The sequence below is a fragment of the Pseudoalteromonas sp. B131b genome (assembly GCF_037162545.1).
Lineage (GTDB): Bacteria > Pseudomonadota > Gammaproteobacteria > Enterobacterales > Alteromonadaceae > Pseudoalteromonas > Pseudoalteromonas fuliginea.
In genome coordinates, this window is sequence record NZ_JARLUZ010000001.1 from 2,887,328 (window position 1) to 2,913,069 (window position 25,742).

Annotated in this window: 20 protein-coding genes and 7 pseudogenes; 15 read left to right on the plus strand and 12 right to left on the minus strand. The window is 41.0% G+C overall.

The genetic code is table 11. The features are described 5' to 3' along the window. Positions 1-42: 42 nt before the first annotated feature. The 6 genes and pseudogenes from P4S65_RS13310 to P4S65_RS13335 all read right to left on the minus strand — a co-directional run bounded on the left by P4S65_RS13310 (position 43) and on the right by P4S65_RS13335 (position 7,014). Positions 43-939: a hydroxymethylglutaryl-CoA lyase gene (locus P4S65_RS13310; protein WP_337120343.1), complete on the minus strand. Its 897-nt coding sequence runs from the start codon at positions 937-939 to the stop codon at positions 43-45. After that, positions 939-2,942, minus strand: coding sequence for an acetyl/propionyl/methylcrotonyl-CoA carboxylase subunit alpha (locus P4S65_RS13315; protein WP_337120344.1), 2,004 nt, complete (start codon positions 2,940-2,942; stop codon positions 939-941). The genes P4S65_RS13310 and P4S65_RS13315 overlap by 1 nt, the downstream gene beginning before the upstream one ends. A gap of 8 nt (positions 2,943-2,950) precedes the next feature. After that, positions 2,951-3,720 (minus strand): annotated as a pseudogene (locus P4S65_RS13320) (enoyl-CoA hydratase/isomerase family protein). Between the two features lie 12 nt (positions 3,721-3,732). Further along, entirely contained in the window at positions 3,733-5,340 is a 1,608-nt protein-coding gene (locus tag P4S65_RS13325; RefSeq protein ID WP_337120345.1) for a carboxyl transferase domain-containing protein, read from the minus strand. Between the two features lie 10 nt (positions 5,341-5,350). Continuing rightward, positions 5,351-6,525: pseudogene (locus P4S65_RS13330) on the minus strand (isovaleryl-CoA dehydrogenase). 56 nt (positions 6,526-6,581) lie between these two features. Next, positions 6,582-7,014, minus strand: a pseudogene (locus P4S65_RS13335) (MerR family transcriptional regulator). A 330-nt stretch (positions 7,015-7,344) separates the two neighbouring features. Between P4S65_RS13335 and P4S65_RS13340 the strand changes: the two are divergent. The 7 genes from P4S65_RS13340 (at position 7,345) to P4S65_RS13370 (ending at position 15,116) form a co-directional block, all read left to right on the plus strand. Next, positions 7,345-8,526 carry a thiolase family protein gene (locus tag P4S65_RS13340; RefSeq protein ID WP_337120346.1) on the plus strand — a complete coding sequence of 394 codons (1,182 nt, stop codon included), beginning with the start codon at positions 7,345-7,347 and terminating at the stop codon, positions 8,524-8,526. A gap of 129 nt (positions 8,527-8,655) precedes the next feature. Beyond that, a complete protein-coding gene (locus P4S65_RS13345; RefSeq protein ID WP_033031563.1) occupies positions 8,656-10,146 on the plus strand; it encodes a CoA-acylating methylmalonate-semialdehyde dehydrogenase in 1,491 nt (496 codons plus the stop codon). Positions 10,147-10,306: 160 nt separating this feature from the next. Beyond that, positions 10,307-11,464, plus strand: a complete 1,158-nt coding sequence (locus P4S65_RS13350; RefSeq protein WP_002961869.1) for an acyl-CoA dehydrogenase family protein — start codon at positions 10,307-10,309, stop codon at positions 11,462-11,464. Positions 11,465-11,474: 10 nt separating this feature from the next. Beyond that, complete coding sequence (locus P4S65_RS13355; protein WP_182711281.1) at positions 11,475-12,266, plus strand: enoyl-CoA hydratase; 792 nt, start codon at positions 11,475-11,477, stop codon at positions 12,264-12,266. Next, a complete protein-coding gene (locus tag P4S65_RS13360; RefSeq protein ID WP_337120347.1) occupies positions 12,266-13,417 on the plus strand; it encodes an enoyl-CoA hydratase/isomerase family protein in 1,152 nt (383 codons plus the stop codon). Before P4S65_RS13355 ends, P4S65_RS13360 begins: the two co-directional genes overlap by 1 nt. Before the next feature lie 10 nt (positions 13,418-13,427). Beyond that, positions 13,428-14,327 (plus strand): 3-hydroxyisobutyrate dehydrogenase, encoded by a 900-nt coding sequence (gene mmsB / locus P4S65_RS13365; RefSeq protein ID WP_337120348.1) that lies wholly within the window; start codon positions 13,428-13,430, stop codon positions 14,325-14,327. Positions 14,328-14,336: 9 nt separating this feature from the next. Next, a complete protein-coding gene (locus P4S65_RS13370) occupies positions 14,337-15,116 on the plus strand; it encodes an SDR family oxidoreductase (protein WP_024592410.1) in 780 nt (259 codons plus the stop codon). A 74-nt stretch (positions 15,117-15,190) separates the two neighbouring features. Here the strand turns inward: P4S65_RS13370 and P4S65_RS13375 are convergent. Further along, positions 15,191-16,152 (minus strand): annotated as a pseudogene (locus tag P4S65_RS13375) (integron integrase). Positions 16,153-16,410: 258 nt separating this feature from the next. Between P4S65_RS13375 and P4S65_RS13380 the strand changes: the two are divergent. Both P4S65_RS13380 and P4S65_RS13385 read left to right on the plus strand, forming a co-directional pair. Further along, positions 16,411-16,974 (plus strand): dihydrofolate reductase family protein, encoded by a 564-nt coding sequence (locus P4S65_RS13380; protein WP_337120349.1) that lies wholly within the window; start codon positions 16,411-16,413, stop codon positions 16,972-16,974. Between the two features lie 116 nt (positions 16,975-17,090). Further along, a complete protein-coding gene (locus P4S65_RS13385) occupies positions 17,091-17,576 on the plus strand; it encodes an AlbA family DNA-binding domain-containing protein (protein WP_337120350.1) in 486 nt (161 codons plus the stop codon). On the opposite strand, the gene P4S65_RS13390 is transcribed toward P4S65_RS13385, so the two are convergent. Continuing rightward, a complete protein-coding gene (locus P4S65_RS13390) occupies positions 17,551-18,648 on the minus strand; it encodes an ISAs1-like element ISPsesp1 family transposase (RefSeq protein WP_337119635.1) in 1,098 nt (365 codons plus the stop codon). The genes P4S65_RS13385 and P4S65_RS13390 overlap by 26 nt on opposite strands. 92 nt (positions 18,649-18,740) lie before the next feature. Between P4S65_RS13390 and P4S65_RS13395 the strand changes: the two genes are divergently transcribed. Beyond that, entirely contained in the window at positions 18,741-18,908 is a 168-nt protein-coding gene (locus tag P4S65_RS13395) for a hypothetical protein (RefSeq protein WP_337120351.1), read from the plus strand. A gap of 83 nt (positions 18,909-18,991) precedes the next feature. Here the strand turns inward: P4S65_RS13395 and P4S65_RS13400 are convergent. Next, positions 18,992-19,600, minus strand: a pseudogene (locus tag P4S65_RS13400) (group II intron maturase-specific domain-containing protein); the annotation flags it as partial. 27 nt (positions 19,601-19,627) lie between these two features. Between P4S65_RS13400 and P4S65_RS13405 the strand changes: the two are divergent. Beyond that, on the plus strand, positions 19,628-20,113 hold the full coding sequence (locus P4S65_RS13405) for a hypothetical protein (protein ID WP_337120352.1): 486 nt from the start codon (positions 19,628-19,630) through the stop codon (positions 20,111-20,113). Between the two features lie 28 nt (positions 20,114-20,141). Here the strand turns inward: P4S65_RS13405 and P4S65_RS13410 are convergent. Beyond that, positions 20,142-20,285: pseudogene (locus tag P4S65_RS13410) on the minus strand (IS110 family transposase); the annotation flags it as partial. 215 nt (positions 20,286-20,500) lie between these two features. Here P4S65_RS13410 and P4S65_RS21940 point away from each other — a divergent pair. From P4S65_RS21940 to P4S65_RS13425, 4 genes and pseudogenes are all read left to right on the plus strand, one after another. Then, positions 20,501-20,781 (plus strand): annotated as a pseudogene (locus P4S65_RS21940) (hypothetical protein); the annotation flags it as partial. Positions 20,782-21,037: 256 nt separating this feature from the next. Next, entirely contained in the window at positions 21,038-22,012 is a 975-nt protein-coding gene (locus tag P4S65_RS13415; RefSeq protein WP_337120353.1) for a transposase, read from the plus strand. Positions 22,013-22,299: 287 nt separating this feature from the next. Beyond that, positions 22,300-22,536, plus strand: a complete 237-nt coding sequence (locus P4S65_RS13420; RefSeq protein ID WP_101163871.1) for a hypothetical protein — start codon at positions 22,300-22,302, stop codon at positions 22,534-22,536. Between the two features lie 146 nt (positions 22,537-22,682). Beyond that, positions 22,683-23,108, plus strand: a complete 426-nt coding sequence (locus tag P4S65_RS13425; RefSeq protein WP_337120354.1) for a retropepsin-like aspartic protease — start codon at positions 22,683-22,685, stop codon at positions 23,106-23,108. 121 nt (positions 23,109-23,229) lie between these two features. On the opposite strand, the gene P4S65_RS13430 is transcribed toward P4S65_RS13425, so the two are convergent. Both P4S65_RS13430 and P4S65_RS13435 read right to left on the minus strand, forming a co-directional pair. Continuing rightward, on the minus strand, positions 23,230-24,264 hold the full coding sequence (locus tag P4S65_RS13430; protein WP_337120355.1) for a methionine synthase: 1,035 nt from the start codon (positions 24,262-24,264) through the stop codon (positions 23,230-23,232). A 78-nt stretch (positions 24,265-24,342) separates the two neighbouring features. Then, positions 24,343-25,320 (minus strand): DUF1852 domain-containing protein, encoded by a 978-nt coding sequence (locus P4S65_RS13435; protein WP_096793073.1) that lies wholly within the window; start codon positions 25,318-25,320, stop codon positions 24,343-24,345. Positions 25,321-25,742 lie beyond the last annotated feature (422 nt).

Consider the following 25,742-nt stretch of genomic DNA (forward strand, 5'->3'; position numbering starts at 1 on the left):
TATTTGTTGTTAACTATCTTGAATTATCATTTTATAAGATAGCTATTTAGTGTGTAGTGCCACAGATACTTTGCTCACAGGTTGCTTACCAAGTGCTTTGGTTATCTCCCAGCCAGCGTCACTTAACCTTTGTAAATCAATTGAGTGTTCAATGCCAAGCCCTTGCAGTAAGTAAACTACATCTTCGGTGGCAACATTTCCTGACGCCCCCTTAGCATAAGGACAGCCACCAAGGCCCGCAACTGCCGCGTCAACCGTTGCAATACCTAGGCTTAAAGCTGCGTAAATATTTGTGAGCGCTTGGCCGTATGTATCATGAAAATGCACGGCCAACTTGGCTTTATCAATGTGCGTTAAAAGTAACTCGATTAATTGCGTTACTTTTTTTGCGGTGCCAACACCTATGGTATCGCCAAGGCTTACTTCGTAACACCCTAAGTCTAATAGCTTTTGCGATACACTTAGTACTGCTTGCGGGTCAATATCACCCTCATAGGGGCAACCGAGTACACAGCTTACATAACCACGTACACGAATATTATTCGCTTTAGCAAACGCCATTACTTCGCTAAAACGTTCAATACTTTCGTCTATTGAGCAGTTGATATTTTTTTGACAAAACGACTCACTTGCAGCGGTAAATATAGCAAACTCTTTAATGCCAACAGCGTGCGCTGCTTGTGCACCTTTTAAGTTAGGCGTAAGTGCGCTTAAATTTACATCGGGTAAATTAAGGGCTGATATTACATCCGCTGAGTCTGCCATTTGCGGCACCCATTTAGGGGAGACAAACGCGCCAGCTTCAATATCTTTTAAGCCTGCAGCACTTAGGGCGTTAATAAGCGCTACTTTACTGGCTGTGCTTACTGTTTTTTCGTTTTGTAGGCCGTCTCGCGCGCCAACTTCAACAATACGTACTTTACTTGGAAAGGCACTCATTATGCACCTTCCTCTGTTGTATCTTCTACTATAGCAAGCAGAGCACCATGCGTTACTAATTCGCCTTCACCAAAACAGTAGCTTTTTAAAATGCCGTCGTGTGGTGCGTTAAGCGTGTATTCCATTTTCATGGCTTCGATAATAACAACCGCATCGCCTTTAGTAATTGTGCTACCAATGTCGATTAAATGCTTTACTACTATGCCATTGAGCGGGGCGGCAAGAGGCAAAGCTTCACTTTCGTGCGAACTAATATAATGTTTATCAACTAGCTCAAGTTTAGTTTGCAGTGCTTTATTCATAACAGTGACAATATTGCCCGCAGTACTATTACCTACCGTAGTTACGTGCGCGCTATGTTTTTCACCGTTAATAAATACACTGCACAGATTATTATTTAATTTGCCTTGTAAACTAAATACATCCTCGTTATGCGTAATATTATAGCCCGCTGTGGTTTTTATAGCGCTTAGCTGCAAATCGGCAAAAGGGACTTTAATTGCTTGCGGAGCATTGAGTGTAAAACCGCTTAGTTGTTGCCAAGCGCTAGCACTGTTTTGCGCATTTTGGGTGCTAGTCAGCGATTCTAAATAGGCAAAAGCAGCAATAAGCTGACTTGCTTGCAATAACGATTCGTCAACCGCAACTAACGAGTCGCCTTGCTCTGCAATAAAGTGCGTACTTGGCGCACCTTGTTTAAACGTAGGGTGGCTTGCTAAATTATGTAAAAAGCCAATGTTAGTGCTAAAACCCGCTAAGTGAAATTGCTCAAGGGCGTGTTGTAAGCGGTTCAGTGCTTGTTCGCGATTGTCGTCGTGCACAATAAGTTTTGCAATCATTGGATCGTAAAACGGGCTGATTTCGTCGCCTTGTGCAATGCCTGTATCAATGCGTACAAATTCACTGTTAAGTGGTGTGTGTAGCGCTTCAATAGTGCCCGAGCACGGAATAAAGTCGTTGCCTGGATCTTCTGCGTATATTCGCGCTTCAAAGCTATGACCCTGTAATTGAATATCACTTTGTGTCAGTGGCAATGTTTGCCCACCCGCAATATTAATTTGCCAATTGACTAAATCTACACCGGTTACCATTTCGGTCACAGGGTGTTCTACTTGAAGGCGCGTATTCATTTCCATAAAGAAAAATTCATCGCCACACAGTAAAAACTCAACCGTACCTGCGCCTCTATAATTTATAGCTAGTGCACAACGTACAGCCGCTTCGCCCATTTCTTTGCGTAGTTCGTCAGATAAACCCGGAGCAGGGGCTTCTTCAATTACTTTTTGATGACGACGTTGCAAAGAACAATCACGATCGCCTAAATAAACACAGTTGCCATGGTTATCTGCAAATACTTGCACTTCTACATGGCGAGGTTGGTTTACATAGCGCTCAAGTAATACTAAGTCGTTACCAAAACCGGCAATGGCTTCACGTTGCGCACCTTGTAATGCGCTCATAAAGTCTTTTGCTTTTTGTACAACGCGCATGCCTTTACCACCGCCACCAAAGGCCGCTTTAATTAGTACAGGGTAGCCAATTTTTTCAGCTTCACTTTGTAAAAAAGCAGGGTCTTGTTTATCACCATAATAACCAGGTACTAATGGCACATTAGCAGCTGCCATTATTTCTTTAGCGCGGGTTTTAGACCCCATTGCTTCAATGCTACTTGCTGGTGGCCCTATAAAAGCAATGTTATTAGCTTCGCAGGCTTTAGCAAATTCGCTGTTCTCAGATAAAAAACCATAGCCTGGGTGAATACAATCAGCGCCGCAGTCTTTGGCAACTTGTAAAATTTTGTCTGCTACTAAATACGAGTCTTTACTTGGCGCAGCGCCAATATGGTAAGCCTCGTCAGCCATTTTTACGTGCTGGGCATGTTTGTCTGCATCAGAGTAAACCGCGACCGTGGTTAAGCCCATTTGTTTTGCGCTACTCATTATACGGCACGCAATTTCTCCACGATTGGCAATCAGTATTTTTTGTAATCGTTGTGTGTTCATAATCAATCCTACAGTTGCCAAGCGGGTGGGCGTTTATCAAAAAAGCACTTAGCCCTTCTTGACCTTCTTCAGATACGCGAATTTTTGCAATACGCTCTGCGGTAAGCTCAATGAGTTCATCGGTAATTTCTTTATTTGCAACATCGTTAATTAATGCTTTTGCGGCTTTTACTGCGACAGGTCCGTTATCAATCAGTGTTTGCAGCATATTATCGAGTGCACAGTCTAAATTACCGGTTACTTGATGAATTAAACCAAGTTGCTTAGCAGTATGTGCATCAAACACTTCAGCCGTTAAAAAGTACCTGCGAGCAGCACGTTCACCAATGGCTTTAATGACATACGGGCTAATAACAGCCGGAATAAGACCCAGCTTTACTTCGCTTAAACAAAATTGCGCATCGTCTTTACTAAGGGCTATGTCGCAACAGGCTATTAAACCCAGAGCACCACCAAAAGCGGCACCTTGCACAGCACAAATTGTAGGATGAAGGGATCTTGCCAATACCTGCATTAATTTAGCTAATTGCATTGAATCAGCTAGGTTATCGGCATAGTTGTTATCAGCCATCGATTTCATCCAAGCTAAATCGGCGCCTGCTGAAAAGTGTTTACCCTCAGTTTTTAAAACCAAAGCACGAATATCAAGCGTATTTGCATGTTCAATACACTGGATCAGCTCATGTATTACTTCGCTGTTAAATGCGTTTCTTTTTTCTGGGCGACTTAACACAAGTACAGCCACATTAGATTTTGTTATTTGTAGTGTTACTGACATTTTGCGCTCCGGTTACATTCTAAATACGCCAAATTTCGAATCACGTTTTGGTGCGTTATTCGCAGCCGTTAACGCAAGCCCTAATACATTACGCGTATCGGCAGGGTCTATAATGCCGTCATCCCACAAGCGTGCACTTGCGTAATACGGATGACCTTGCTCTTCGTATTGATCAATAATTGGCTTTTTAAAATCACTGATTTCTTGCTCGCTCATGCATTGGCCTTTACGTGCTAAACCATCTTGTTTAACTTGCGCCATTACACCGGCTGCTTGCTCGCCGCCCATTACCGAAATACGGGCATTAGGCCACATCCACATCATGGTTGGTTCAAATGCGCGGCCACACATACCGTAGTTACCTGCGCCGTATGAGCCGCCAATAAGTACTGTGAATTTAGGCACATCAGCACACGAAACCGCCATCACCATTTTAGCGCCGTGCTTAGCAATACCTTCGGCTTCGTATTTTTTACCCACCATAAAGCCGGTAATATTTTGTAAAAATACTAAAGGAATATTGCGCTGAGCACACAGTTGAATAAAGTGGGCGCCTTTTTGCGCCGACTCACTAAATAAAATACCGTTATTAGCCACTATGCCAACAGGATTGCCGTAAATACTGGCAAAACCGGTGACCAGCGTTTCACCAAAGTAACGTTTAAATTCATCAAATGATGAGTCGTCCACTGTGCGCGCTATTACTTCGCGTACATCAAACGGCTTTTTAAGGTCGGTGCCTACAATGCCGTAAAGCTCGTTTATATCATAACGCGGTGGCTTTACATCCTCTAGAAGAGGGGCTGTAGGGCGTGTGTAGTTAATGCGCTCAATACATTGGCGCGCAATAGACAGCGCATGCGCATCGTTTTCAGCGTAGTGATCGGCAACACCCGACACTTTACAGTGCACATCGGCGCCGCCTAGTTCTTCGGCGGTTACTTCTTCGCCGGTTGCTGCTTTTACAAGGGGCGGACCTGCTAAAAATATAGTGCCTTGATCTTTTACAATAATGCTTTCATCGGCCATTGCAGGTACGTACGCACCACCTGCGGTACATAATCCCATTACCACGGCTATTTGTGGAATACCTTTGCCCGACATACGGGCTTGATTGTAAAAAATACGACCAAAATGCAGCTTATCTGGAAATACATCATCTTGCTCTGGCAGATTTGCACCGCCCGAATCCACCAAATAAATACATGGTAAGTGGCAGCGCTCTGCAATGTCTTGTGCGCGTAAATGCTTTTTAACGGTAAGCGGAAAATATGTACCGCCTTTAACCGTGGCATCGTTTGCAATAATCATGCATTCAACGCCTTTAACACGGCCAATACCGGCTACAACGCCTGCACAAGGTATTGCTTGTTCGTACACACCAAAGGCAGCAAATTGCGAAATTTCTAAAAACGGTGAGCCTTCGTCAATTAATGTATTTATGCGGTCGCGTACAAATAATTTACCACGGCCTTCGTGGCGCTCTTTTAATGCAGCGCCTCCGCCTTGGCTAATTGTTGCTACTTTATCGCGTAAATCATCCACCAGCGCTGACATATTTTTATGGTTTTGCACAAACGTTGGGTCGTGAGGATTAACGCTCGATTTTAAAATAGTCATGGTTTAATCCTTAACGGCTTTCTGTGAAAAGTTCGCGGCCAATAAGCATGCGGCGAATTTCGGATGTACCAGCACCAATTTCGTATAATTTAGCGTCACGAAGAAGACGACCCGTTGCGTATTCGTTTATGTAGCCATTGCCACCTAAAATTTGAATTGCATCTAGCGCCATTTTAGTTGCAAGCTCTGCGGCGTATAAAATGGCACCGGCGGCATCTTTACGGGTGGTTTCGCCTCGGTCACACGCTTTAGCTACCGTGTATACGTATGAGCGCGCAGCATTCATTTGTGTATACATGTCGGCTATTTTGCCTTGAATTAACTGAAATTGACCAATAGGGGTATCAAACTGTTTACGCTCATGAATGTACGGTACCACTATGTCCATACACGCTTGCATTATGCCAAGCGGGCCCGCTGCAAGTACTACGCGTTCGTAATCAAGGCCACTCATAAGTACTTTAACGCCTTCGTTTAAGCTACCTAAAATGTTTTCCTCGGGTACTTCGCAGTTTTCAAATACTAGCTCACAGGTATTTGAGCCGCGCATGCCCAGTTTGTCGAGCTTTTGCGCTGTTGAAAAACCAGGAAAGTTGCTCTCAATAATAAATGCGGTAATGCCTTTAGCGCCGGCGTTTAAATCTGTTTTAGCGTAAATTACTAGTGTGTGTGCGTCCGGGCCATTGGTGATCCACATTTTATTGCCGTTTAAAATGTACTTATCGCCTTTTTTTCGGCTTTGAGTTTCATCGATACAACGTCAGAGCCCGCATTAGGCTCGCTCATTGCAAGGGCACCAATATGCTCACCACTAATAAGCTTAGGTAAGTATTTTTCTTTTTGAGCTTGTGTGCCGTTACGGTTAATTTGATTAACGCACAAGTTTGAATGTGCTCCATAGCTTAACCCTATAGAGGCACTGGCACGGCTAATTTCTTCCATAGCAATAACATGTTCTAGGTAACCTAAACCGGCGCCGCCAAGTTCTTCAGATACGGTCATACCCAGTACGCCCATTTCGCCCATTTGAGTCCAAAGTTGATTTGGAAAAGCGTTATCTAAGTCCGTTTTTTCAGCAAGCGGGGCAATCTCCTGACTAGCAAAACTGTTTACGTGGTCGCGGATCATATCGGCGGTTTCGCCAAGGCCAAAGTTCATTTCTTTATATAGTGAAATAGTGCTCATGATTCATTCCTGTGTGACGTGTGTGTTGTCAGTGTGTTTTTATTTTAAAAATAAACTTACTCGTCTATTTTATTAAGTGTGTCTCTACAGCGGCGCTCGGCCGTCACCAACTCCATAAGAACAACTTTAATGTCGTCCATTTGTTGAGATAGGTCTGCTTTTTTCTGAAATAAGGTCAAGCATAGTAACCAACTGCTTAGCGCTTGATTTATCTGCGTCGTACAGTTCAAACAAACGACCGGTTTCGGCCAATGTAAAGCCAAGGCGCTTACCACGTAATATTAGTTTTAAACGCACTTTATCGCGTTTTGAATAAATACGGGTTTGACCATTACGTTCTGGCGTTATTAACCCTTGGTCTTCGTAAAAGCGAATAGAGCGGGTTGTAATGTCAAATTCTTTAGCGAGTTCGCTAATGCTAAATGTTTGTTCATTACTGGCCGGTATTTTGGCTGAGCTTGCAAAGTTTGTTTGATTGTCTGGTTTCATAATTGTATTTACCTCATTCGAATAACTCCAATATAAGTGAAGTTTACGTAAAGGTAAAGCATGGTGTGATTTGAAACTATTTATAAAGGGATATTTAAGTGAGGTGTTGATTTATATTATTAATATTCAATGGGTTATTTTTATTTTATCAGTGTAGCCTAACCGATGGAAAATAATCATTACACTTATAAAACTAAAAATTAAGCTGTTTTTAGTTGACGTTGGCGTAAACGTTAGTATTGTGTAAGGGTATTAAATAATAAATGAATACTAAATTAATAGAGCAAATATACTAACAACTATTTGCATATAAATACAATGGAGTTAGTTATGACTTTAGAATCAGTGGTAATTGTAGCAGCAAAACGCACCCCAATGGGTGGTTTTATGGGAGCGTTAAGTGATGCGCAGTCTACCGAGCTTGGCGCAACCGCCATTGCAAGTGCACTTGCACAAACTGGTTTAGCTAATGATGCAATAGACGAAGTAATTATGGGCTGTGTATTACCAGCAGGCCTTGGACAAGCACCCGCACGCCAAGCAATGTTAAAAGCAGGCCTTGCACTTAGCACTGGCGCTACAACAATTAACAAAGTATGTGGCTCTGGTTTAAAAGCGGCCATGCTTGCAAACGATTTAATTAAAGCAGGCTCTATTCAATCTGCTATTGCCGGTGGTATGGAAAGCATGACAAACGCACCGTACTTTATTCCAAAAGCGCGTGGCGGAATGCGTATGGGTCACGGCGAAATAAAAGATCACATGATGAGCGATGGCCTTGAAGACGCCTACGACAACAAAGCAATGGGTTGTTTTGCACAAGACACCGCCGACGAATACGGCATTGGCCGCGAGCAAATGGATGCGTTTGCATTAGGCTCATTAAGTAAAGCTAAAGCCGCGATACAAAATGGCAGTTTTGATGACGAAGTTGCACCTCACACGATGCAAACACGCAAAGGCGATGTAACAGTATCGATTGATGAGCAACCAGGTAACGCCCGCCCAGAAAAAATTCCTACCTTGCGTGCAGCCTTTAAAAAAGACGGTACTATTACAGCGGCTAATTCATCGTCAATTTCAGATGGTGGCGCAGCGCTTATATTAATGAGCGAATCAAAAGCAAAAGAGCAGGGCTTAACACCGCTTTGTAAAATTGTGGCGCACAGCACGCATTCTCAAAAACCAAGTGAATTTACAGTAGCGCCAGTAGGGGCTATGAACAGCGTGCTTGAAAAAGCAGGTTGGGCTGTAAACGATGTTGACCTTTGGGAAATTAACGAAGCATTTGCCATGGTAACCATGCTGGCTATTAACGAGTTAAAACTTGATGAAAGCAAAGTAAACGTTAACGGCGGTGCATGTGCATTGGGTCATCCAATTGGTGCAAGCGGCGCGCGTATTTTAGTAACGCTAATTCATGCCCTTAAAAACCGAGGCCTTAAAAAAGGCATTGCGTCTTTATGTATTGGTGGCGGTGAAGCGGTTGCTATGGCCGTAGAAGCTTACTAATTACAGTTACATCAATAGCTAGACGAATACTTACACGAATAACTATAAAAGCGCTGCACTAATAATACTAACAAAGCGGCGCTACCAATTTTAAAAGAGAACTCACAACTCACACACTAGGATTTAATCATGCACCAAGTACCACTACTTATTAATGGCGAATTTATTCAATCAGCGTCTAAAGAGCTTATCGATGTTATAAACCCAGCAACTCAAGAAGTACTTGCACAAGTGCCATGTACCACAGAATCAGAAATGGACGCAGCAATTGCCTCAGCCTCTGAAACGTTTAAAACATGGAAAGACGTACCCATCACTGAACGTGCTCGCATTATGATGAAGTACGCGGCGCTATTAAAAGAACACCACGATGAGCTTGCTACCATTATTTGTCATGAGCTGGGTAAAACGTTTGAAGATGCAAAAGGCGATGTTTGGCGTGGTATTGAAGTAGTAGAACAAGCAGCGAACGCACCATCATTAATGATGGGTGAAACAATGGAGAACGTAGCGCGTAAAATCGACACGTATTCTTATATGCAGCCACTTGGCGTATGTGCGGGCGTTACTCCGTTTAACTTCCCTGCAATGATCCCACTTTGGATGTTCCCGCTGGCTATTGTGTGTGGTAACACCTTTATTTTAAAACCGTCTGAGCAAGATCCACTTACACCAATGCGCTTAGCTGAGCTATTTATTGAAGCCGGTGCACCAAAAGGCGTGTTACAAGTTGTTCACGGTACAAAACCACAAGTAGACCGCTTACTAGAAGATAAAGCAGTGCGTGCTATTTCGTTTGTTGGCTCGTGTGGTGTAGGTGCTTATATTTATTCTAAAGGCACACAAAATCTTAAACGCGTGCAAGCGTGTGTTGGCGCTAAAAACCACATGGTTATTATGCCTGATGCAAGTAAATCGCACGTTGTAAATAACTTAGTAGGCGCATCGGTCGGTGCTGCTGGCCAGCGTTGTATGGGTATTTCGGTTGCTGTATTTGTAGGTCAAGCAAGTCAGTGGGTAGATGAAATTAAAGCAGGCTTTAAAAATGTACGCCCAGGCGTATGGGATGATGCAAACGCGGCATACGGTCCACAAACATCAAAAGCAGCAAAAGCACGTATTTTATCACTCATTGCCGGTGGTAAAGAGCAAGGTGCTACTTGTTTAATTGATGGTTCTGACTTTACGGTTGAAGGGTATGAGCAAGGTAACTGGGTTGGCCCAACGTTATTTACCGATGTAACCAAAGAGATGGATTTATACAAAGAAGAAATATTTGGTCCAGTACTGGCGTGTATGTTTGTAGACACGCTTGATGAAGCAATTGCACTTATTAACGACAGCCCTTACGGTAACGGCACATCGTTATTTACCTCAAGCGGCGCAGTGGCTCGTAAATTCCAACACGAAATTGAAGTAGGCCAAGTAGGTATTAATGTGCCAATTCCGGTGCCACTTCCGTTCTTTTCGTTCACTGGTTGGAAAGGCTCATTTTATGGCGATACACACACTTACGGTAAACAAGGGATTCGTTTTTACACAGAAACTAAAACGATTACCTCACGTTGGTTTGAAGACGACATTGCGTCGGGTCCAAATATGAGCATTAACTTAAAATAATCGTAATTAAAAAATGAGTAAATAAAAGAATAATTAATAATAAAGATGGGCGCGAAGGCTACTTCACACACAACACACATAAGCCTTCGCCGCTCGTCACAAACTATCCCTGTAACGGGAAACACTAACAACACAACTAACACAATTAAAGAGGTCTACCATGGACTTTAACTTATCAGAAGATCAACAAGCCTTTGCTCAAACAGCACGCCAATTTGCCGAGTCAGAACTTGCGCCCCATGCAGCAAAGTGGGATCGCGAACATATTTTTCCTAAAGACACGATTAAAGCTGCGGGCGAGCTTGGTTTTTGTGGTTTATACACGCCAGAGGAAGCAGGCGGCCTTGGTTTATCTCGTTTAGATTCGAGCATTATTTTTGAACAACTTGCTATGGGCTGTACCGCAACAACGGCTATGTTAACCATTCATAATATGGCTACCTGGATGGTAGCAAGTTTTGGTACCGATGCCGTTAAAGACAAATACGTAGAGCAATTAGTAATGGGCGAGTTACTTGCCTCTTACTGTTTAACAGAGCCAGGCTCGGGCTCAGACGCCGCATCACTTAAAACAAAAGCCGTGCTTGAAGGTGATGAGTACGTTATTAATGGCTCAAAAATGTTTATATCGGGCGCTGGCGAAACCGAAGTATTAGTGGTAATGGCACGTACAGGCGGCGAAGGCGCTGCGGGTATTTCGGCATTTGTAGTGCCTGCCGACGCAAAAGGCGTTGAATACGGTAAAGCAGAAGAAAAAATGGGTTGGAACGCACAACCAACACGGCTAATTAGCTTTGAAGATGTACGCATTCCTGCGCATAACTTATTAGGCGCAGAGGGAGAAGGCTTTAAATTTGCGATGCAAGGCCTAGATGGCGGCCGAATTAACATTGCCACATGTTCAATTGGTACAGCGCAAGCGGCGCTTAATACAGCCCGTGAATATTTAAAAGAACGTACACAATTTGGTAAGCCATTGGCTGCGTTTCAAGCATTGCAATTTAAAATTGCCGATATGAACACCGAACTTGTAGCTGCGCGCCAAATGGTAAGGCTTGCTGCATTTAAACTTGATAATAACGACGTTGAAAAAACCACTTACTGCGCGATGGCTAAACGCTTTGCTACCGATGTTGGCTTTACTGTGTGTAACGACGCACTGCAAATTCATGGTGGTTACGGTTACATAAAAGAATACCCGCTTGAGCGCCATGTACGTGATGTACGCGTTCATCAAATTTTAGAGGGCACTAACGAAATTATGCGTGTGATTATAGCGCGCCGTATTTTGGCTGAGTCTGCAAGCGACGTTTTATAAGGAGCAATGTATGTCAGAATCTAAATCTAATCCGAGTATTGAACTTACAACCGAAGGTCATGTTGCTATTTTAACTATGTCTAACCCGCCAGCAAATACCTGGACAAAAGACACCCTAGTTGATTTAAAAAATACCGTTAATGAGCTTAATAATAATAAAAATATTTATGCATTAGTACTGACTGGTGAAGGCGAGAAGTTTTTTAGCGCAGGTGCCGACCTAAACGTATTTGCTGGTGGCGATAAAGGCGTAGCCGCCGATATGTCGTGTGTATTTGGTGAAGCATTCGAAGCGCTTACTAATTTTAGAGGCGTGTCGGTTGCAGCCATTAATGGCTATGCAATGGGCGGTGGGCTAGAAGTGGCGCTTGCGTGCGATATACGTATAGCTGAAGAACAAGCACAAATGGCGCTCCCTGAAGCTAAAGTTGGCTTATTACCCTGTGCGGGTGGTACACAAAATTTAGCATGGCTAGTAGGCGAAGGCTGGGCAAAACGCATGATTTTATGCGGTGAGCGCTTAAAAGCCGATAAAGCCCTACAAATTGGCTTAGTAGAAGAAGTAGTACCACAAGGTGAAAGCTTTGCGGCAGCACTAAAACTTGCCAACCAAGTGGCCGATCAAAGCCCTACCTCAGTTGCTGCGTGTAAAACATTGATTCAAAAGGGGCGTCATCAACCAATGGCAAGTGTATTGCCTCTTGAGCGCGAGTTATTTGTTGGTTTATTTGATACCGAAGATCAACAAGAGGGCGTAAATGCCTTTTTAGAAAAACGCCGCGCTAACTGGGTAAATGGCTAATGAGTGCTTTAACATTATTAAATAGCGCCGATGAGCCTGTGGTATTTGAAACCGCAACCGCAGAAAACGGCAGTTTAATTGGGCTTATTACACTCAATGCGCCAAAAGCCTTAAATGCACTTAATTTTGAGATGATAAAATTACTTGAGCCGCAATTGCGAGCTTGGCAAGACGATGAAACTATTGCAATGGTTTTGTTAAAAGGCGCAGGCGATAAAGCATTTTGTGCTGGTGGCGATGTTGTGAGCCTTCATCATGCGATGGCGCAGGGTAAACCAACAAGTTTAGTTGAAGATTTTTTTACACTTGAGTACAAGCTTGATTACCTTATTCATACCTTTGATAAACCAATCCTTGTTTGGGGTAACGGCATAGTGATGGGCGGCGGTTTAGGGCTAATGGCCGGTGCTAGCCACCGCGTTGTAACCGAAACATCACGCATTGCCATGCCAGAGCAAACCATAGGTTTATACCCAGATGTAGGCGGCAGTTACTTTTTACATAAAATGCCACAAAGCGTTGGGTTATTTTTAGGGTTAACGTCGGCCTCTATAAACTGCGACGACGCACGTTTTGTATCACTTGCCGATCACTTTATCGATAGCAACAAATTTGATGCCATGCTTGCACAAATTTTAACTGCAAAGTGGGGCAAAACGGCAAGTCTAAATCATGAGCGATTAACCGATTTACTCACCGATTTAGACAACCAGTCGGCGCGTATGTCCAAAGGCAACGTAAAAGCTAATTTAAAAACGATTCAAAAGCTGGGTGAGTTTACAACCTTGCAAGCGCAGGTTGATTACATTTTAGGGCTAACCACTGACGATAAATGGCTACAACGCGCTCAAAAATCACTTAAACACGGATGCCCATTAAGTTGTGCACTCGTTAATGAGCAATTAAAAACAAGTAAAAGTAAAAGTTTATTAGCGTGTTTTAAAATGGAGCTGGGTATGTCGGTGCGTGCTGGCGAAGTAGGTGAGTTTCAAGAAGGTGTAAGGGCGTTATTAATAGATAAAGACGGCACGCCTAATTGGCAGTACAAAACACTTAGTGATGTACCACAAACAATAATCGACAGCTTTTTTGCTAATCGCTTTGGCGAAAACCACCCACTCAATGGCTTAGACACGCCAACACACAAATAAAGGAAAGACGATGACTAAACTCAATATCGGTTTTATCGGCTTAGGCAATATGGGCGGCCCAATGGCGGCTAACTTAATTAAAGCAGGCCATACTGTTAGCGTGTTTGATTTAAACCAGTCGGTTGTAAATGAACTTGCAAGCAAAGGCGCAAAAGCAGCAGTTGATGCAAAACAGTGCGCAACTAATGCTGACGTGCTTATTAGCATGTTACCTGCGGGCAAACATGTTAAATCGCTTTACTTAGGTAACAACGACGACAACGGCCTAATTAACGTGCTAAGCAAAAATACATTAGTCATTGACTGCTCAACAATAGATGCAGAATCAGCACGTATTGTAGGCAACGCACTTGGTGAACAAGGCATAAGCTTTGTAGATGCACCGGTATCGGGCGGCGTTGCAGGCGCAACCGCAGGCACACTTACCTTTATTGTAGGCGGCGAAAAAGCAGCGTTTGATAAAGCAAATACAGTGCTGAGTGATATGGGTAAAAACATATTTCATGCAGGCGATATTGGCGCAGGGCAAGTAGCAAAAATATGTAATAACATGCTACTTAGCATTTTAATGGCAGGCACCAGCGAAGCACTGCAAATGGGTATTAATAACGGCCTCGATCCTAAAGTACTTAGCGACATTATGACCGCAAGTTCTGGCCGTAACTGGACGCTTGAACTTTACAATCCTTGCCCAGGTGTAATGGATACAGCCCCTGCAAGTAACGATTACAAACCAGGCTTTATGGTTGATTTAATGGCTAAAGATTTAGGCCTTGCCATGGAAGCCGCGCAGCAAAGTAACTCATCAACCCCTATGGGTTCAATGGCTAAAAATTTATACACTATGCTACAATACCAAGGTGCGGGTAGTGATGACTTTAGTGCCATTTTTAACCTGTTTTCAAAGTAGGAGCAACGCGTGGAAATTAAAAATAACACGGTAGTAATAACCGGTGGCGCACAAGGTTTAGGCTTTGCAATGGCGCAAAAGTTTGCACTTATGGGTGCAAACATTGCATTAATAGATATGGCACAAGACTTATTAAACACCGCATGCGAGCAACTTATGCAATTAATGCAGCTTGAAGGTGTAACTAGCAATATTAAAGGTTATGCCGCAAACGTGACAAATGAGAGCGAAGTAGAAAACGTATTTAATACCATTAACAGCGATTTTGGCCACATTGGTGTGCTTATAAACAACGCAGGTATTTTACGCGACGGCATGTTTATAAAGGCTAAAGACGGTAAAGTCGTTAAAAAAATGTCTCTTGAGCAATTTCAATCAGTTATTGATGTAAACCTAACCGGTGTGTTTTTAGCAGGGCGGGAAGCTGCAAGCCACATGATTGAATCAGGCAAAGGCGGCGTTATAGTTAATATGTCGAGCGTAGCGCGCGCAGGTAACATAGGCCAAACAAATTACGCAGCATCAAAAGCAGGCGTAGTGGCCCTTACAACCACATGGGCTAAAGAACTTGGCCGCTTTGGTATACGTGTAGGCGCTATTGCACCAGGTGTAATAAGTACTGCCATGACCGACGCCATGAAGCCTGAAGCCAAACAACGTATGCTTGCAGTAACGCCAGTAGGGCGCTTAGGCGAAAGCGACGAAATTGCCCATACTGCACAATACATAATCGAAAACGACTTTTTTACCGGTCGCGTGGTTGAAATAGACGGCGGCATTCGTTTGTAAACCGAACTGGATTAAGGTTGATTTAAAAAGCATGGCGCTTGTGGGCTGTGCTTTTTGTTTTAAATAGGGGAGATTTATAATCTTGAAAAAGGGCTGATAACGGCGTTGGCAATTTGTTGTAGTACATGGGTATATATTTGTGTAGTACGCACATCACTATGACCTAGCTGTGTTTGTACTGTACGTATATCAGCGCCGCTTTGCAGCAAGTGCGTAGCAAATGAGTGGCGCAAAGTATGTGGGGTAACGTGTTTGTTAATATTTGCATCAAAAGCGGCTTTTTTAACAGCGCGTTGTAATTGCTTTTCATCAATATGATGGCGCCTTCATTGTTTACTCTCGGGATCAAGACTTAATTTATGTGATGAAAATAAATATTGCCAGCCCAGCTGTCTATTGTGGTTTGGATATTTTTTACGTAACAAATGCGGCATGTACACACCGCAATACAAAGGGTTTTTAAGATCTAATTGTAGATAACTATCAACTAATTGTATTTGGGAACGTAATTGCGGTGTGAGCTCTACGGCAAGGGTTACAACACGATTTTTGCCTCCTTTGCCATCCCAAATTCGAATGCAGTTATAGTCAAAGTCAATATCGTGTACCCGTAAACGCAGTACCTCCATTAATCGCATACCACTGCCATAAAGTAATCCACAGGGTAAATAATGCTTTGCAGAGCACACTTTAAAAAAATTATTTATTTCTTGCTGCGTTAAAACTATCGGTAGTTTAGTTGCTCGTTTGCTCTTAATAAAACTTAATGATAATGAAAGTGGCTTTTTAATCACTTCTTTAAATAAAAAGCTCAACGCATTTAAGGCTTGTGTTTGAGTGTTAGGAGCAACATTTTGTTGGTTAACTAAGTGATTTAAAAAAGTTCGACCTCATTATCCCCCATCGTTGTTGGATGCCTCATAGAGTTAAAACGAATAAATGAAGCTATCCAGTATAAATACGCTTTAACGGTACTTTTAGCATAACGCTTTAGATACATTTGTTCGGCTATCATAGTTAAAAAAGGTGATTTCATGATATGAATCTCTAGCAAAAGTTAACTGTATATATAGACAGTACTTATTGTTTTGTCCAATATTACTGATCTCCACCATTTCGGTGCATTTGTGCATTGATTAAAAATAATTTCCAGTTAACTAATTGTTTACAGTTGTTTATTTGATGGTTAAGATAAATGCATTGTAATATATGGACATTTGTCGGTTTATAAAACGACAAATGTCGTAGACAAAATTGTTATAAGTAATCTCAGAATTAGAGTTAGGAATATAGAATGAAATGCTCCGTATATATTGCAACAAGCGCTGATGGCTACATTGCGACTCCCGACGGAGGCGTGGACTGGCTCCATAGTGCAGGGAACTCGGAAGCAGATATGGGTGACCACGCAGACATGGGGTTTGCCTCATTTATGGCATCCGTGGATTGTATGGTCATGGGGCGTAAGTGTATGGAAATGATTTCTAATATGAATTTACCTCCCGAACAATGGCCTTATGGCGATACACATATCGTTGTTTTGAGTAATACTATAAAAACACCGCCCGAGAACCTTAAAGGAAAAGTAGAGATGTTCTCAGGTGAAATTACTGATTTGGTTAGGGAATTGGAAAGCAAAGGATTTGAGCATGCTTATATTGACGGTGGCTCTACAATCACCTCATTTCTCAATTGTCGTCTCATCAATGAAATGACAATAACTAGGGTTCCTCTGCTGCTAGGAGACGGTATCCCTCTTTTTGGTAAACTCAACAGCCAAATAAAGCTTGTGGACTCTGATGCAACCGCTTTTGCAAATGACTTCGTTCAAGTTAGGTACGGGGTAAATTATTTATAACAAGCAGCTGCAGCGGATCAATTTACGCTGAGCTCCAATTGCCCGCTGAGCTGGGCGTTATACGAATTTGGCAGATTTGCGTTTAATTCAAAAGTTTAAATTTAAATGGAGTTTAGGTGCTTAAAGAAATCGACACATCAATTCAGGATTGGACTTCAGATTTTATTAGTTCCTCTAATAACAAGGTTCAATTAATTTTATCAGCTTCAATAACACCTTTAGAGTTGTCTAAATATATATCTAGTCTAGCTAATGATAGTGGTGGGTATATATTAGTTGGAGCATATTCAAAAGATGGATATGGTTCAGGCATTGAAAATGTTAATAATAATTTGATTGATAATTCTCTACAACTCCTTAAAGGAGTTGAACCTCAAATTAGCCAGCATAAAGTGCGTCTACAAAATATTTATTTATTAAAAATAGAAAAGAGTGATTCATTAGCATTTGCAGATGACAGTCCCTACATTTTGAAAAATGGTAAACCGTCAATAATTTCTGAAAGACAAATTATTGAAAAATTAGGTTTAGGTGTCGATTCCTCTTTCAGGGCGCGAGCATACTTTGTTAAAAATGTTAACCAAAAAGAAGTTCTTCTCTAAAAGCATCATCATAACAAGCTCTTACACACTTACTTCTTATTGACCCCTTGCTTTTCGTATGCTGCTTTATCATGTTCCTAACGACGCGTCTAAATAGTGCCATATGTTGCGCACTTAATGGCTCATGTATTTGACAGGCATCTTCTTTAAATACGACATCCAGTATCCAGTGTTGCTGATTTTCTATCAGCCAATGTTGTCTTATTGCTTTACTTATCAATATATTGTCTGTCAGCGATGTTAGGTAGTAATGTGTGTCAATACTCGTTCTATTACCCTTCGTTCGCTCTCGCTGCACCGCAACGATTGTCCTAACTGATGGCCAGCTCTCTTTAATTTCACTCGGTAATAAACGCGCATCAAGACAATCTATCGTGCGTACTTCTTTTCGCCCATGCCCTGCATCTTGTGTTACATGACTAAGTATCTCTGAGTTTTCAGATTCATACTGGTGTGTAAATGCATCTTGAATCGCGCTATAAAGTTTCTTTTGATTACCCTTTGCTTGCACTAGATAATCTGCATGTCTGCTAATTAGCTGTTTTAGCGTTTCTTTTTGGCAGTGCAAAGCATCAAGTGTAATGACGGTGTTATTGATATCGAGTATTTTCAATAAATCCCGAACTGCCGGTATTTCATTCGTCTTACTGCCAACTGTTTGATGGAATAATGTGAGACCTGCCTCACAATCAAATGCTGAAACGAGGTGTAATTTATCAGCAATGTGTTTACTTGCTCCGCGAATAGTTTTGCCATCGAAGGCAATGACAGGATGCGCTGATTTAACGCGGTTTTGATTGACCCAGCTATACATCGCGAGTAGTAATGAGTCAGTATCAACGGTTCTAAAAATCCGAGCAATACTATGTCGAGTGGGTATGCCATTTTTGAAAGAACGAAATCCTCTTAACCAATTAAGCTTACTTTCGCCATAGACTTCAATATCTTGCCAGTTTTCACACCCTGATGTAACGGCAGTAATAATAAGAAAAAGCACATCAACTAAGTTATGGTGTTGATTTATATGTGAACGATTATCTTTGACGAGTTCTAAATGTGAGAAGAGTGACATAATAAGTGTAAGGTTATGAAATTTATGGTATTAGATCATAAAATTTGTTTATTTACAAAGTGTGATCCCGCCCTGATTCCTCTTTAATAAATATGATTTCAGAGCAAATAACAAAGCAATCTGTAAAAGTCGATGAATTGAGAGAGGAATTAAAAGAAAAAAGTAAATTAAAAAATCAGGTATCAGGTTTATTAGTTGGTGGTTTTAGTGGCTGGTTTTTATCTGTGCTATTAAATGCTTTTTTTGGTATTGGTGATTGAGCTTAATTCGTATAATCGGGTAGCCGGAGGTCTCTAACCTCCAGCCCCCACACCACCCATCATGCGGGTCCGCAATGGGCGGTTCATCTCCCGTAATGAATATTGATCCAAATATCTCTCAATGACACTAAACCTTGTGACGCTAAGTAATCATTGCCTAGCGCAATGTTAATTCCTTTTGTTTTTGAGCTTCGACAAGGGCCTTTACTGGTGATACCACAGGCTATGGCGAGTCGTTCGCTAACACCTAATTTCATTAAACTGCGTACTTTGGTACGAGGTTTTCGCCACTGCCGCCAGTAGCACATTCTTATCCTACGGCGGATCCAATGATCTAAATCCATCGTTAGCTGATAAGCGTTGGCTATTAGGTAATAGTGTCCCCAGCCACGTAAATACTGCGTGAGTTTATGAATTTGTAGGGTCATTGAGATCCCCCAGTTGCGGTTAGTGAGTTCTCTTACATTTGCTTTAAATTTCTTTAGCGCCTGTTCGTGGATCTGCACTTGAGCGTAACGGAAGGTAAACCCAAGAAATTTCGAGCCTGATACGGGACCGACTCGACTTTTCGATTCATTCACTTTGAGTTTTAATCGGTTAGTGATAAACGCAGTAATGTCCCGTTGGATTATGAGCCCTTCACTTTTCGTTTTTACTAAAATGATTATGTCATCAGCATAACGTGCAAACTTGCTGCCGATCAAGAAATGCTGTCTGAGATGGAAAGGCTGAGAACCAGAATTGCTGAATTAGAAGTGGAAGCATTAAGTAGAAAAGATGGTAAACCATCAAACTATGACGAATTAGAAAACGGCGAAGACATTCATACATTATACGCAAATCTTTATATAGATAAAAAAAGACAGAAAAAAGAAGTGGTATTTTTAGAAGCAACTTGGGATAAGTTATTCTCATATTGTGGAACTGAATTATCAGGTGAGTGCTCTACTGAAGAGTTAGCAGAAAAAATAAGGCTAGCATATTTTCATTCGTTACCTGAGGAATATGATGAGTTTATTCATTACAGTGACATAATCCTACAACGTATTTGTGAAGATCAAATTCATGTTCAATTTCAAGCTTTGGGCCTTATGGAGTCAGGTATTAAAAAGCGCGCAGTATCAGATAATAAAACATATTGGAGGCTAACTCCTTTTGGTGAAAGGTATTTAATTCAAATTAGGGCATTAAAAAAGGAACTCTAACAACACGCTCTGAGGTGGACAGCAAGCGCTAAAGCTCACTTTCCACCGCAAATTTTAACAGCGGTGATCCCTTACTTTTCAATGCAGTTAAGTAAGTTGATTCATCATAGGGCGTATGTGTTTTCCAGCACCTAAATAGGATTCGTATCCACTTAAATGCCAATGATCTGATGATGGTATAACAATAATTAGGATGACACCCATCCAAATTACCAACACAATAAACGCCTATCTTTGTTCATAAATCTATTGTCGGATGGCATGGCTTCGCCATTTATCCGACCTACGTCAATGTTGTATATATCCTAAATTTATAATGATTAGGATGACACCTATCCTAATCATTAGGAAAAAAGCCAACAAAAACAGTATGAAGAGTGCATTATTATAAATAATGAATCACGCAAAAAGCTGAGCTATGTAGACAAAATGAAAGTAAAAATAGACAGCCCAATCGGGCTACGATAGCTGTTTATTAAAGAGTGGCAAACGATTTGGTTGTATTAAACCGACTTACCTTTAAATAAAAAGCGGAATATTACGGTGAATAAAGGCATGAATAAATTGATCTTACGGGGTCAAGCGAAAGTGAATGCCTTTACTTTATTGTGTGGCAACTGTATTGCCTTGTTCATAATATAGAAAAGCTGCAAAACACGATGCATTAAGAAGGGTAAGCCCTCATACTCTAAATAAAAGCCACTCAAACACCCGTAATCTCTTCCAAAACGCCAATTAAAACAATATCAAACACTTTTTTATATTCTGCGTAAAATTACAGTAATCAATTGAACGAATACAAATTAACTTACAAATTAACTAGACACCCACTCTTACAAATTAACTAGACACCCACTCTAAATTTTGCACTTTTCGAAGTTAGAGGCTAGCCTTTGCGTAGTGTGAAAAGTAAGCAGGTGCCACATGGCAATAGCAAGAAAGCGTCAAGTTAGTTTGGTTGATACAAAATACTATCACTGTATTTCACGGTGTGTTCGTCGTGCATTTTTATGTGGCGAAGACCGTTTTACAGGTCAATCTTACGAGCATCGACGAGGTTGGGTTGAAGATAAGCTGCTTGAATTAGCAAAAATATTTTGTATTGATGTATGTGCTTATGCCGTCATGAGTAATCATACCCATTTAGTACTATATGTAGATGATAAGAAAGCAAACAGGCTGAATGATAAAGCGATTGTTATTCGCTGGCATAAACTGTGTAAAGGCACATTGTTAACGCAAAAATATGTACAAGGTGAAAAGCTAAGTAAAGTTGAACTCATCTTTTTCAACCAAACGGTTAAACAATACCGCGAACGTCTAGCAAGTATTAGCTGGTTTATGCGGGTGTTAAATGAAGACATTGCCCGCAGAGCAAATAAAGAAGATAACTGCACAGGGAGGTTCTGGGAGGGTAGATTCAAATCGCAAGCATTACTAGATGAAGCAGCACTTGCAGCCTGTATGGCCTATGTTGATTTAAATCCCATTAGAGCTAAAATGGCTAACACACCAGAAGAGTCAGACCATACCAGTGTACAAAATCGCTTAACATGCGCGGCAGAAGTTAAACAGCCTAAACAGTTACTACGTTTTGCAGGTATGCCACGTCAGATTATGCCTAAAGGACTGCCGTTTGAGCTTAAATCGTACCTTGAACTTGTTGAGCTAACAGGGCGAATAATACGGGAGGATAAACGCGGGTATATTGATAACATGAACCTACCTTTGTTAGAAAGGCTTAATATCTCCCCAGAGAACTGGTTAAAACTGACTACGCAATTTACGCGCGTATTTCATGGTGCAGTAGGCAGGCCCACTTCACAAGCAAGTTACTGTGAAAACTTAAAGCGGAAACGGCGATCAAATATTAGCAACTGCGAAAAGCTACTCGCATAAATTAAAAACCATTTGGCAAAAGTTAAAACTGCAACTTTGCAGTTATTTTCATGCGTGTAATTCAGGTTTTAGCGTGCTAATGTCTTATTTAATGGATGAAATAAAAGTAACCCAATATTAAAAGATAAATTCTCAACCTAAAAGTGAATAGCCAGATTAAAAATAGAGTGGCTGTCTTGTTTAGTTGCTGTCTTGTTTAGTTCATTGTTTAGTTCCAGTGATAAAAACAAATTCAAAAACGAGTTAATCTACAGGCTCGTTAGGTGTTTCTCAAGTTTGGAGTTCAAATGGGATTTAAGTTTTGGATCGTTAGAGCATTAAAAGTATTTCTTGGAGTAGCAGCCTTACTTTTTATAGTTGAGTTGCTTAAACAGCATTCAGTACAAGAAGCATTAATTTTTGCTTTTATTTGGTCTTCAATAACAACAGCAGTATTCATATGTTCAAGACTATATCAATCACGTAAAGGTGTAGAGTGTGCTTTGTGTAATGATATTCCAGACAAAAGTGATAAAAACACCTAACAAAACGCCCTGAGGTGGGCGACTAGTAAAATTTGTCTATTAATTGCAAATTTTAATAGTGGTGCTTTAAAGCCGCTAAATAAGTCGATTCATCGTAGGGTGTATTCGTTTTCCAACACCTAAATAAAATCTAACATGGAACGTATATGAATTTATCTGAAGGCAAAAATGTAATTGAGTTCGAAATATCAGAAACAGGCCACCAAATTGTTGAAGCTAAAATTAACGGTAAATTGTTACGTTTTATTTTAGATACTGGCGCTGGAACATCTGTTTTAGACAGGAGATGCCTAAGTGAGTTAGGCATTGAAGAAAAACTCAATGTTGAGAATGCAGCAGGCTTAGGCACTTCGGATCACGCTATGGGAGATATAGAAGTTGATTCAATTGAGTTTGGAAATGCCTTGTTTGAAAGTCCTGACTTTGTGTCACTTAATCTTGACCATGTTCAGGTAGCGGGTGGTGAAAAGGGAGTACATGGCTTGTTAGGCTCTCCCTTTTTTACTCAATACCAAGCAGTTATTGATTTTTCAAAAAATAGGTTAGCGCTTCTTAATAAAAAAATTAAATAACTAACCTAAACTTTGTTCTTTAGTCAGTTTTAGCTAGCACATCATGCCATGTTTATGGGTTTAACCATGGCATGGTGCGACAACTGTTATTATTTACAATTTGTATTTCAAAGCTACTTTTCTAGTTCTTTTTTAATAACTCTTTTCTGATAATTTCAGCCCCAGCGCTCAAGGCATTTAGTTTACCTCTGGCTATATGGTGAGGTAGTGGAGCCATGCCGCAGTTTGTACACGGGTAAAGCTTGTCAGCGTCTACAAATTGCAGTGCTTTACGTAGCGTATTAGCTACTTCTTCTGGCGTTTCGATAGTATGATTTGCTACATCAATCGCGCCTACCATTACTTTTTTGCCGCGAATGAGTTCTAGTAAATCCATTGGTACATGGGAGTTATGGCACTCTAGTGAGATAATATCGATATTAGATTGCTGAAGCTTAGGGAATGCTTCTTCGTACTGGCGCCATTCGCTTCCTAGTGTTTTTTTCCAATCTGTATTGGCTTTAATGCCGTAGCCATAGCAAATATGCACGGCGGTTTCGCATTTGAGCCCTTCAATTGCGCGCTCTAAACAGGCAATTCCCCAGTCGTTTACTTCATTAAAAAATACATTAAACGCGGGCTCGTCAAATTGAATAATATCAACGCCTGCGGCTTCTAACTCTTTTGCTTCTTGATTTAGAATTATGGCAAATTCCCACGCTAGTTTTTCGCGGCTTTTATAATGATCGTCGTAAAGCGTGTCAATCATTGTCATTGGGCCTGGTAATGCCCATTTTATTGGTTGCTTGGTTTGCTTGCGTAAAAATTTAGCGTCTTCAACAAACACAGACTTTTGACGGCTGACAGGGCCAACAACGGTGGGTACGCTTGCATCGTATCGGTCACGAATTTTTACTGTTTTACGTTTTTCAAAGTCAACGCCATTTAGATGCTCTATAAATGTAGTTACAAAATGTTGCCTTGTTTGCTCGCCATCGCTAACAATATCAATACCTGCTTGTTGTTGGTCGAATAATGACAAGCGTAGGGCGTCGTGTTTGCCTTGAGTTAATTCATCACCTTGTAATTTCCAAGGTGACCAAAGTGTTTCTGGCTCTGCAAGCCATAAAGGCTTAGGTAAACTGCCAGCGGTAGATGTAGGTAGTAATTTTTTCATAATAAATAATGCCGTATATTTTAGTTAATTATTAAACGTAGCGTTAAGCGCGTTATTACTGGTTGTTACTATTAGTTGTTATGACAGATAGCGAGTAGAGAATTGCTCAAGAACCGTTTGGTACGGCTTGATAAAATGCTCTTGTGCAAACTTGCCTTGTTCATTTGCTAACTTGCCGCGCTCTTCTCGGTCATACACAATTTGCGTTAGTGAGTGATCCAAGTTTTTTAAGTTTGGTTTATATGATTTACCCGCTGTTGCATTGGCATTATAAATCTCTGGTCTGTAGATTTTTTGAAACGTTTCCATCGTACTAATGGTGCTTATAAGCTCAAGATTGCTGTAATCATTAAGTAAATCACCAAAGAAAAACAATGCTAAAGGCGCAGCACTATTTGGCGGCATAAAGTAACGTACCTGTAAGCCCATTTTTTTGAAGTATTGCTCAGTTAAAGACGATTCATTTGGTTCGTATTCAACGCCAAGTACCGGGTGTTGGTTTTCGGTGCGGTTGTAGGTTTTGTTATCTGACACACTTAGGCATATAACCGGTGGTTTTTTAAAGTTTTGTTTGTATGTATCCGAATTTACGAATGACTGAAATAGCTTGCCATGTAAAACCCCAAAGTCATCAGGAATGCTAAATTGAGGCTTGCCTTTATTGTGCTCTTGTAGAAGTACGCTAAAGTCGTAGTCGCGCACATACGATGAAAAGTTGTTTCCTACAATACCTTCAATGCGTTTATTTGTTTTATGATCAACAATATTTGTTTTTAATATTTCGATAGAGGGGAAGCTTTCGCCGCCATCTTCAATACCTATCTCAACAGAGATAATTTCAAGCTCAACAGCATAACGCTCACCTTTGGTGTTATCCCAATGGGCTAGGGCATTAAAACGGTTGTTAATCATGTTTAAGGCGTTACGCAAGTTTGCTTTGCGGTATTCACCTCTGGCTAAATTAGCAAAGTTGGTTGTGATACGCGTATTAGTTGATGGATGATAATTTTCGTCGAGTGAAACGCTCTTTATATTAAATGTAAAATCTTTTTTCATCGTGTTTATATCCAATTTTATAATTTAAACCTGATTGATGCTTTGCGCTTTATTAACCTTGCAACTTACTTAGCTGGCTTAGCTGGCTTAGCTGGTTTAGGTATTCAGCAGCTTTAAGTTGTTAAATAGTGTTTAGCGCTAAGGGATGAGTAATTTATACGTTGATTGGTATATGAAGAAAAACGGTTTAATTTCACATAAAACATGAGTCATATTCATTACACATTATTGTTAGATGCGATTACGTAGTAATTGACGGAAAAAAGGCATAAATCGATAAAAATAAAGGATGGATGTTTAGCCGTTTAGACTTCTTTTGTGTTGGTGTGTACTTTATTCATGTTAAACATGAGGAATATTCAAGGAGTTTTTTGTAGCTATATCAGTATGTTAGTTGGTTTTTGGCATATTGCGTCGCTGTT

Coding starts and splice junctions, on each gene's coding strand:
- P4S65_RS13325 (WP_337120345.1), bottom strand. CDS start 5,340: ATGACTATTTTAAAATCGAGCGTTAATCCTCACGACCCAACGTTTGTG.
- P4S65_RS13425 (WP_337120354.1), top strand. CDS start 22,683: ATGAATTTATCTGAAGGCAAAAATGTAATTGAGTTCGAAATATCAGAA.
- P4S65_RS13345 (WP_033031563.1), top strand. CDS start 8,656: ATGCACCAAGTACCACTACTTATTAATGGCGAATTTATTCAATCAGCG.
- P4S65_RS13420 (WP_101163871.1), top strand. CDS start 22,300: ATGGGATTTAAGTTTTGGATCGTTAGAGCATTAAAAGTATTTCTTGGA.
- P4S65_RS13395 (WP_337120351.1), top strand. CDS start 18,741: ATGATTTCAGAGCAAATAACAAAGCAATCTGTAAAAGTCGATGAATTG.
- P4S65_RS13360 (WP_337120347.1), top strand. CDS start 12,266: ATGAGTGCTTTAACATTATTAAATAGCGCCGATGAGCCTGTGGTATTT.
- P4S65_RS13405 (WP_337120352.1), top strand. CDS start 19,628: ATGGAAAGGCTGAGAACCAGAATTGCTGAATTAGAAGTGGAAGCATTA.
- P4S65_RS13350 (WP_002961869.1), top strand. CDS start 10,307: ATGGACTTTAACTTATCAGAAGATCAACAAGCCTTTGCTCAAACAGCA.
- P4S65_RS13315 (WP_337120344.1), bottom strand. CDS start 2,942: ATGAACACACAACGATTACAAAAAATACTGATTGCCAATCGTGGAGAA.
- P4S65_RS13380 (WP_337120349.1), top strand. CDS start 16,411: ATGAAATGCTCCGTATATATTGCAACAAGCGCTGATGGCTACATTGCG.
- P4S65_RS13310 (WP_337120343.1), bottom strand. CDS start 939: ATGAGTGCCTTTCCAAGTAAAGTACGTATTGTTGAAGTTGGCGCGCGA.
- P4S65_RS13340 (WP_337120346.1), top strand. CDS start 7,345: ATGACTTTAGAATCAGTGGTAATTGTAGCAGCAAAACGCACCCCAATG.
- P4S65_RS13415 (WP_337120353.1), top strand. CDS start 21,038: ATGGCAATAGCAAGAAAGCGTCAAGTTAGTTTGGTTGATACAAAATAC.
- mmsB (WP_337120348.1), top strand. CDS start 13,428: ATGACTAAACTCAATATCGGTTTTATCGGCTTAGGCAATATGGGCGGC.
- P4S65_RS13355 (WP_182711281.1), top strand. CDS start 11,475: ATGTCAGAATCTAAATCTAATCCGAGTATTGAACTTACAACCGAAGGT.
- P4S65_RS13430 (WP_337120355.1), bottom strand. CDS start 24,264: ATGAAAAAATTACTACCTACATCTACCGCTGGCAGTTTACCTAAGCCT.
- P4S65_RS13390 (WP_337119635.1), bottom strand. CDS start 18,648: ATGTCACTCTTCTCACATTTAGAACTCGTCAAAGATAATCGTTCACAT.
- P4S65_RS13435 (WP_096793073.1), bottom strand. CDS start 25,320: ATGAAAAAAGATTTTACATTTAATATAAAGAGCGTTTCACTCGACGAA.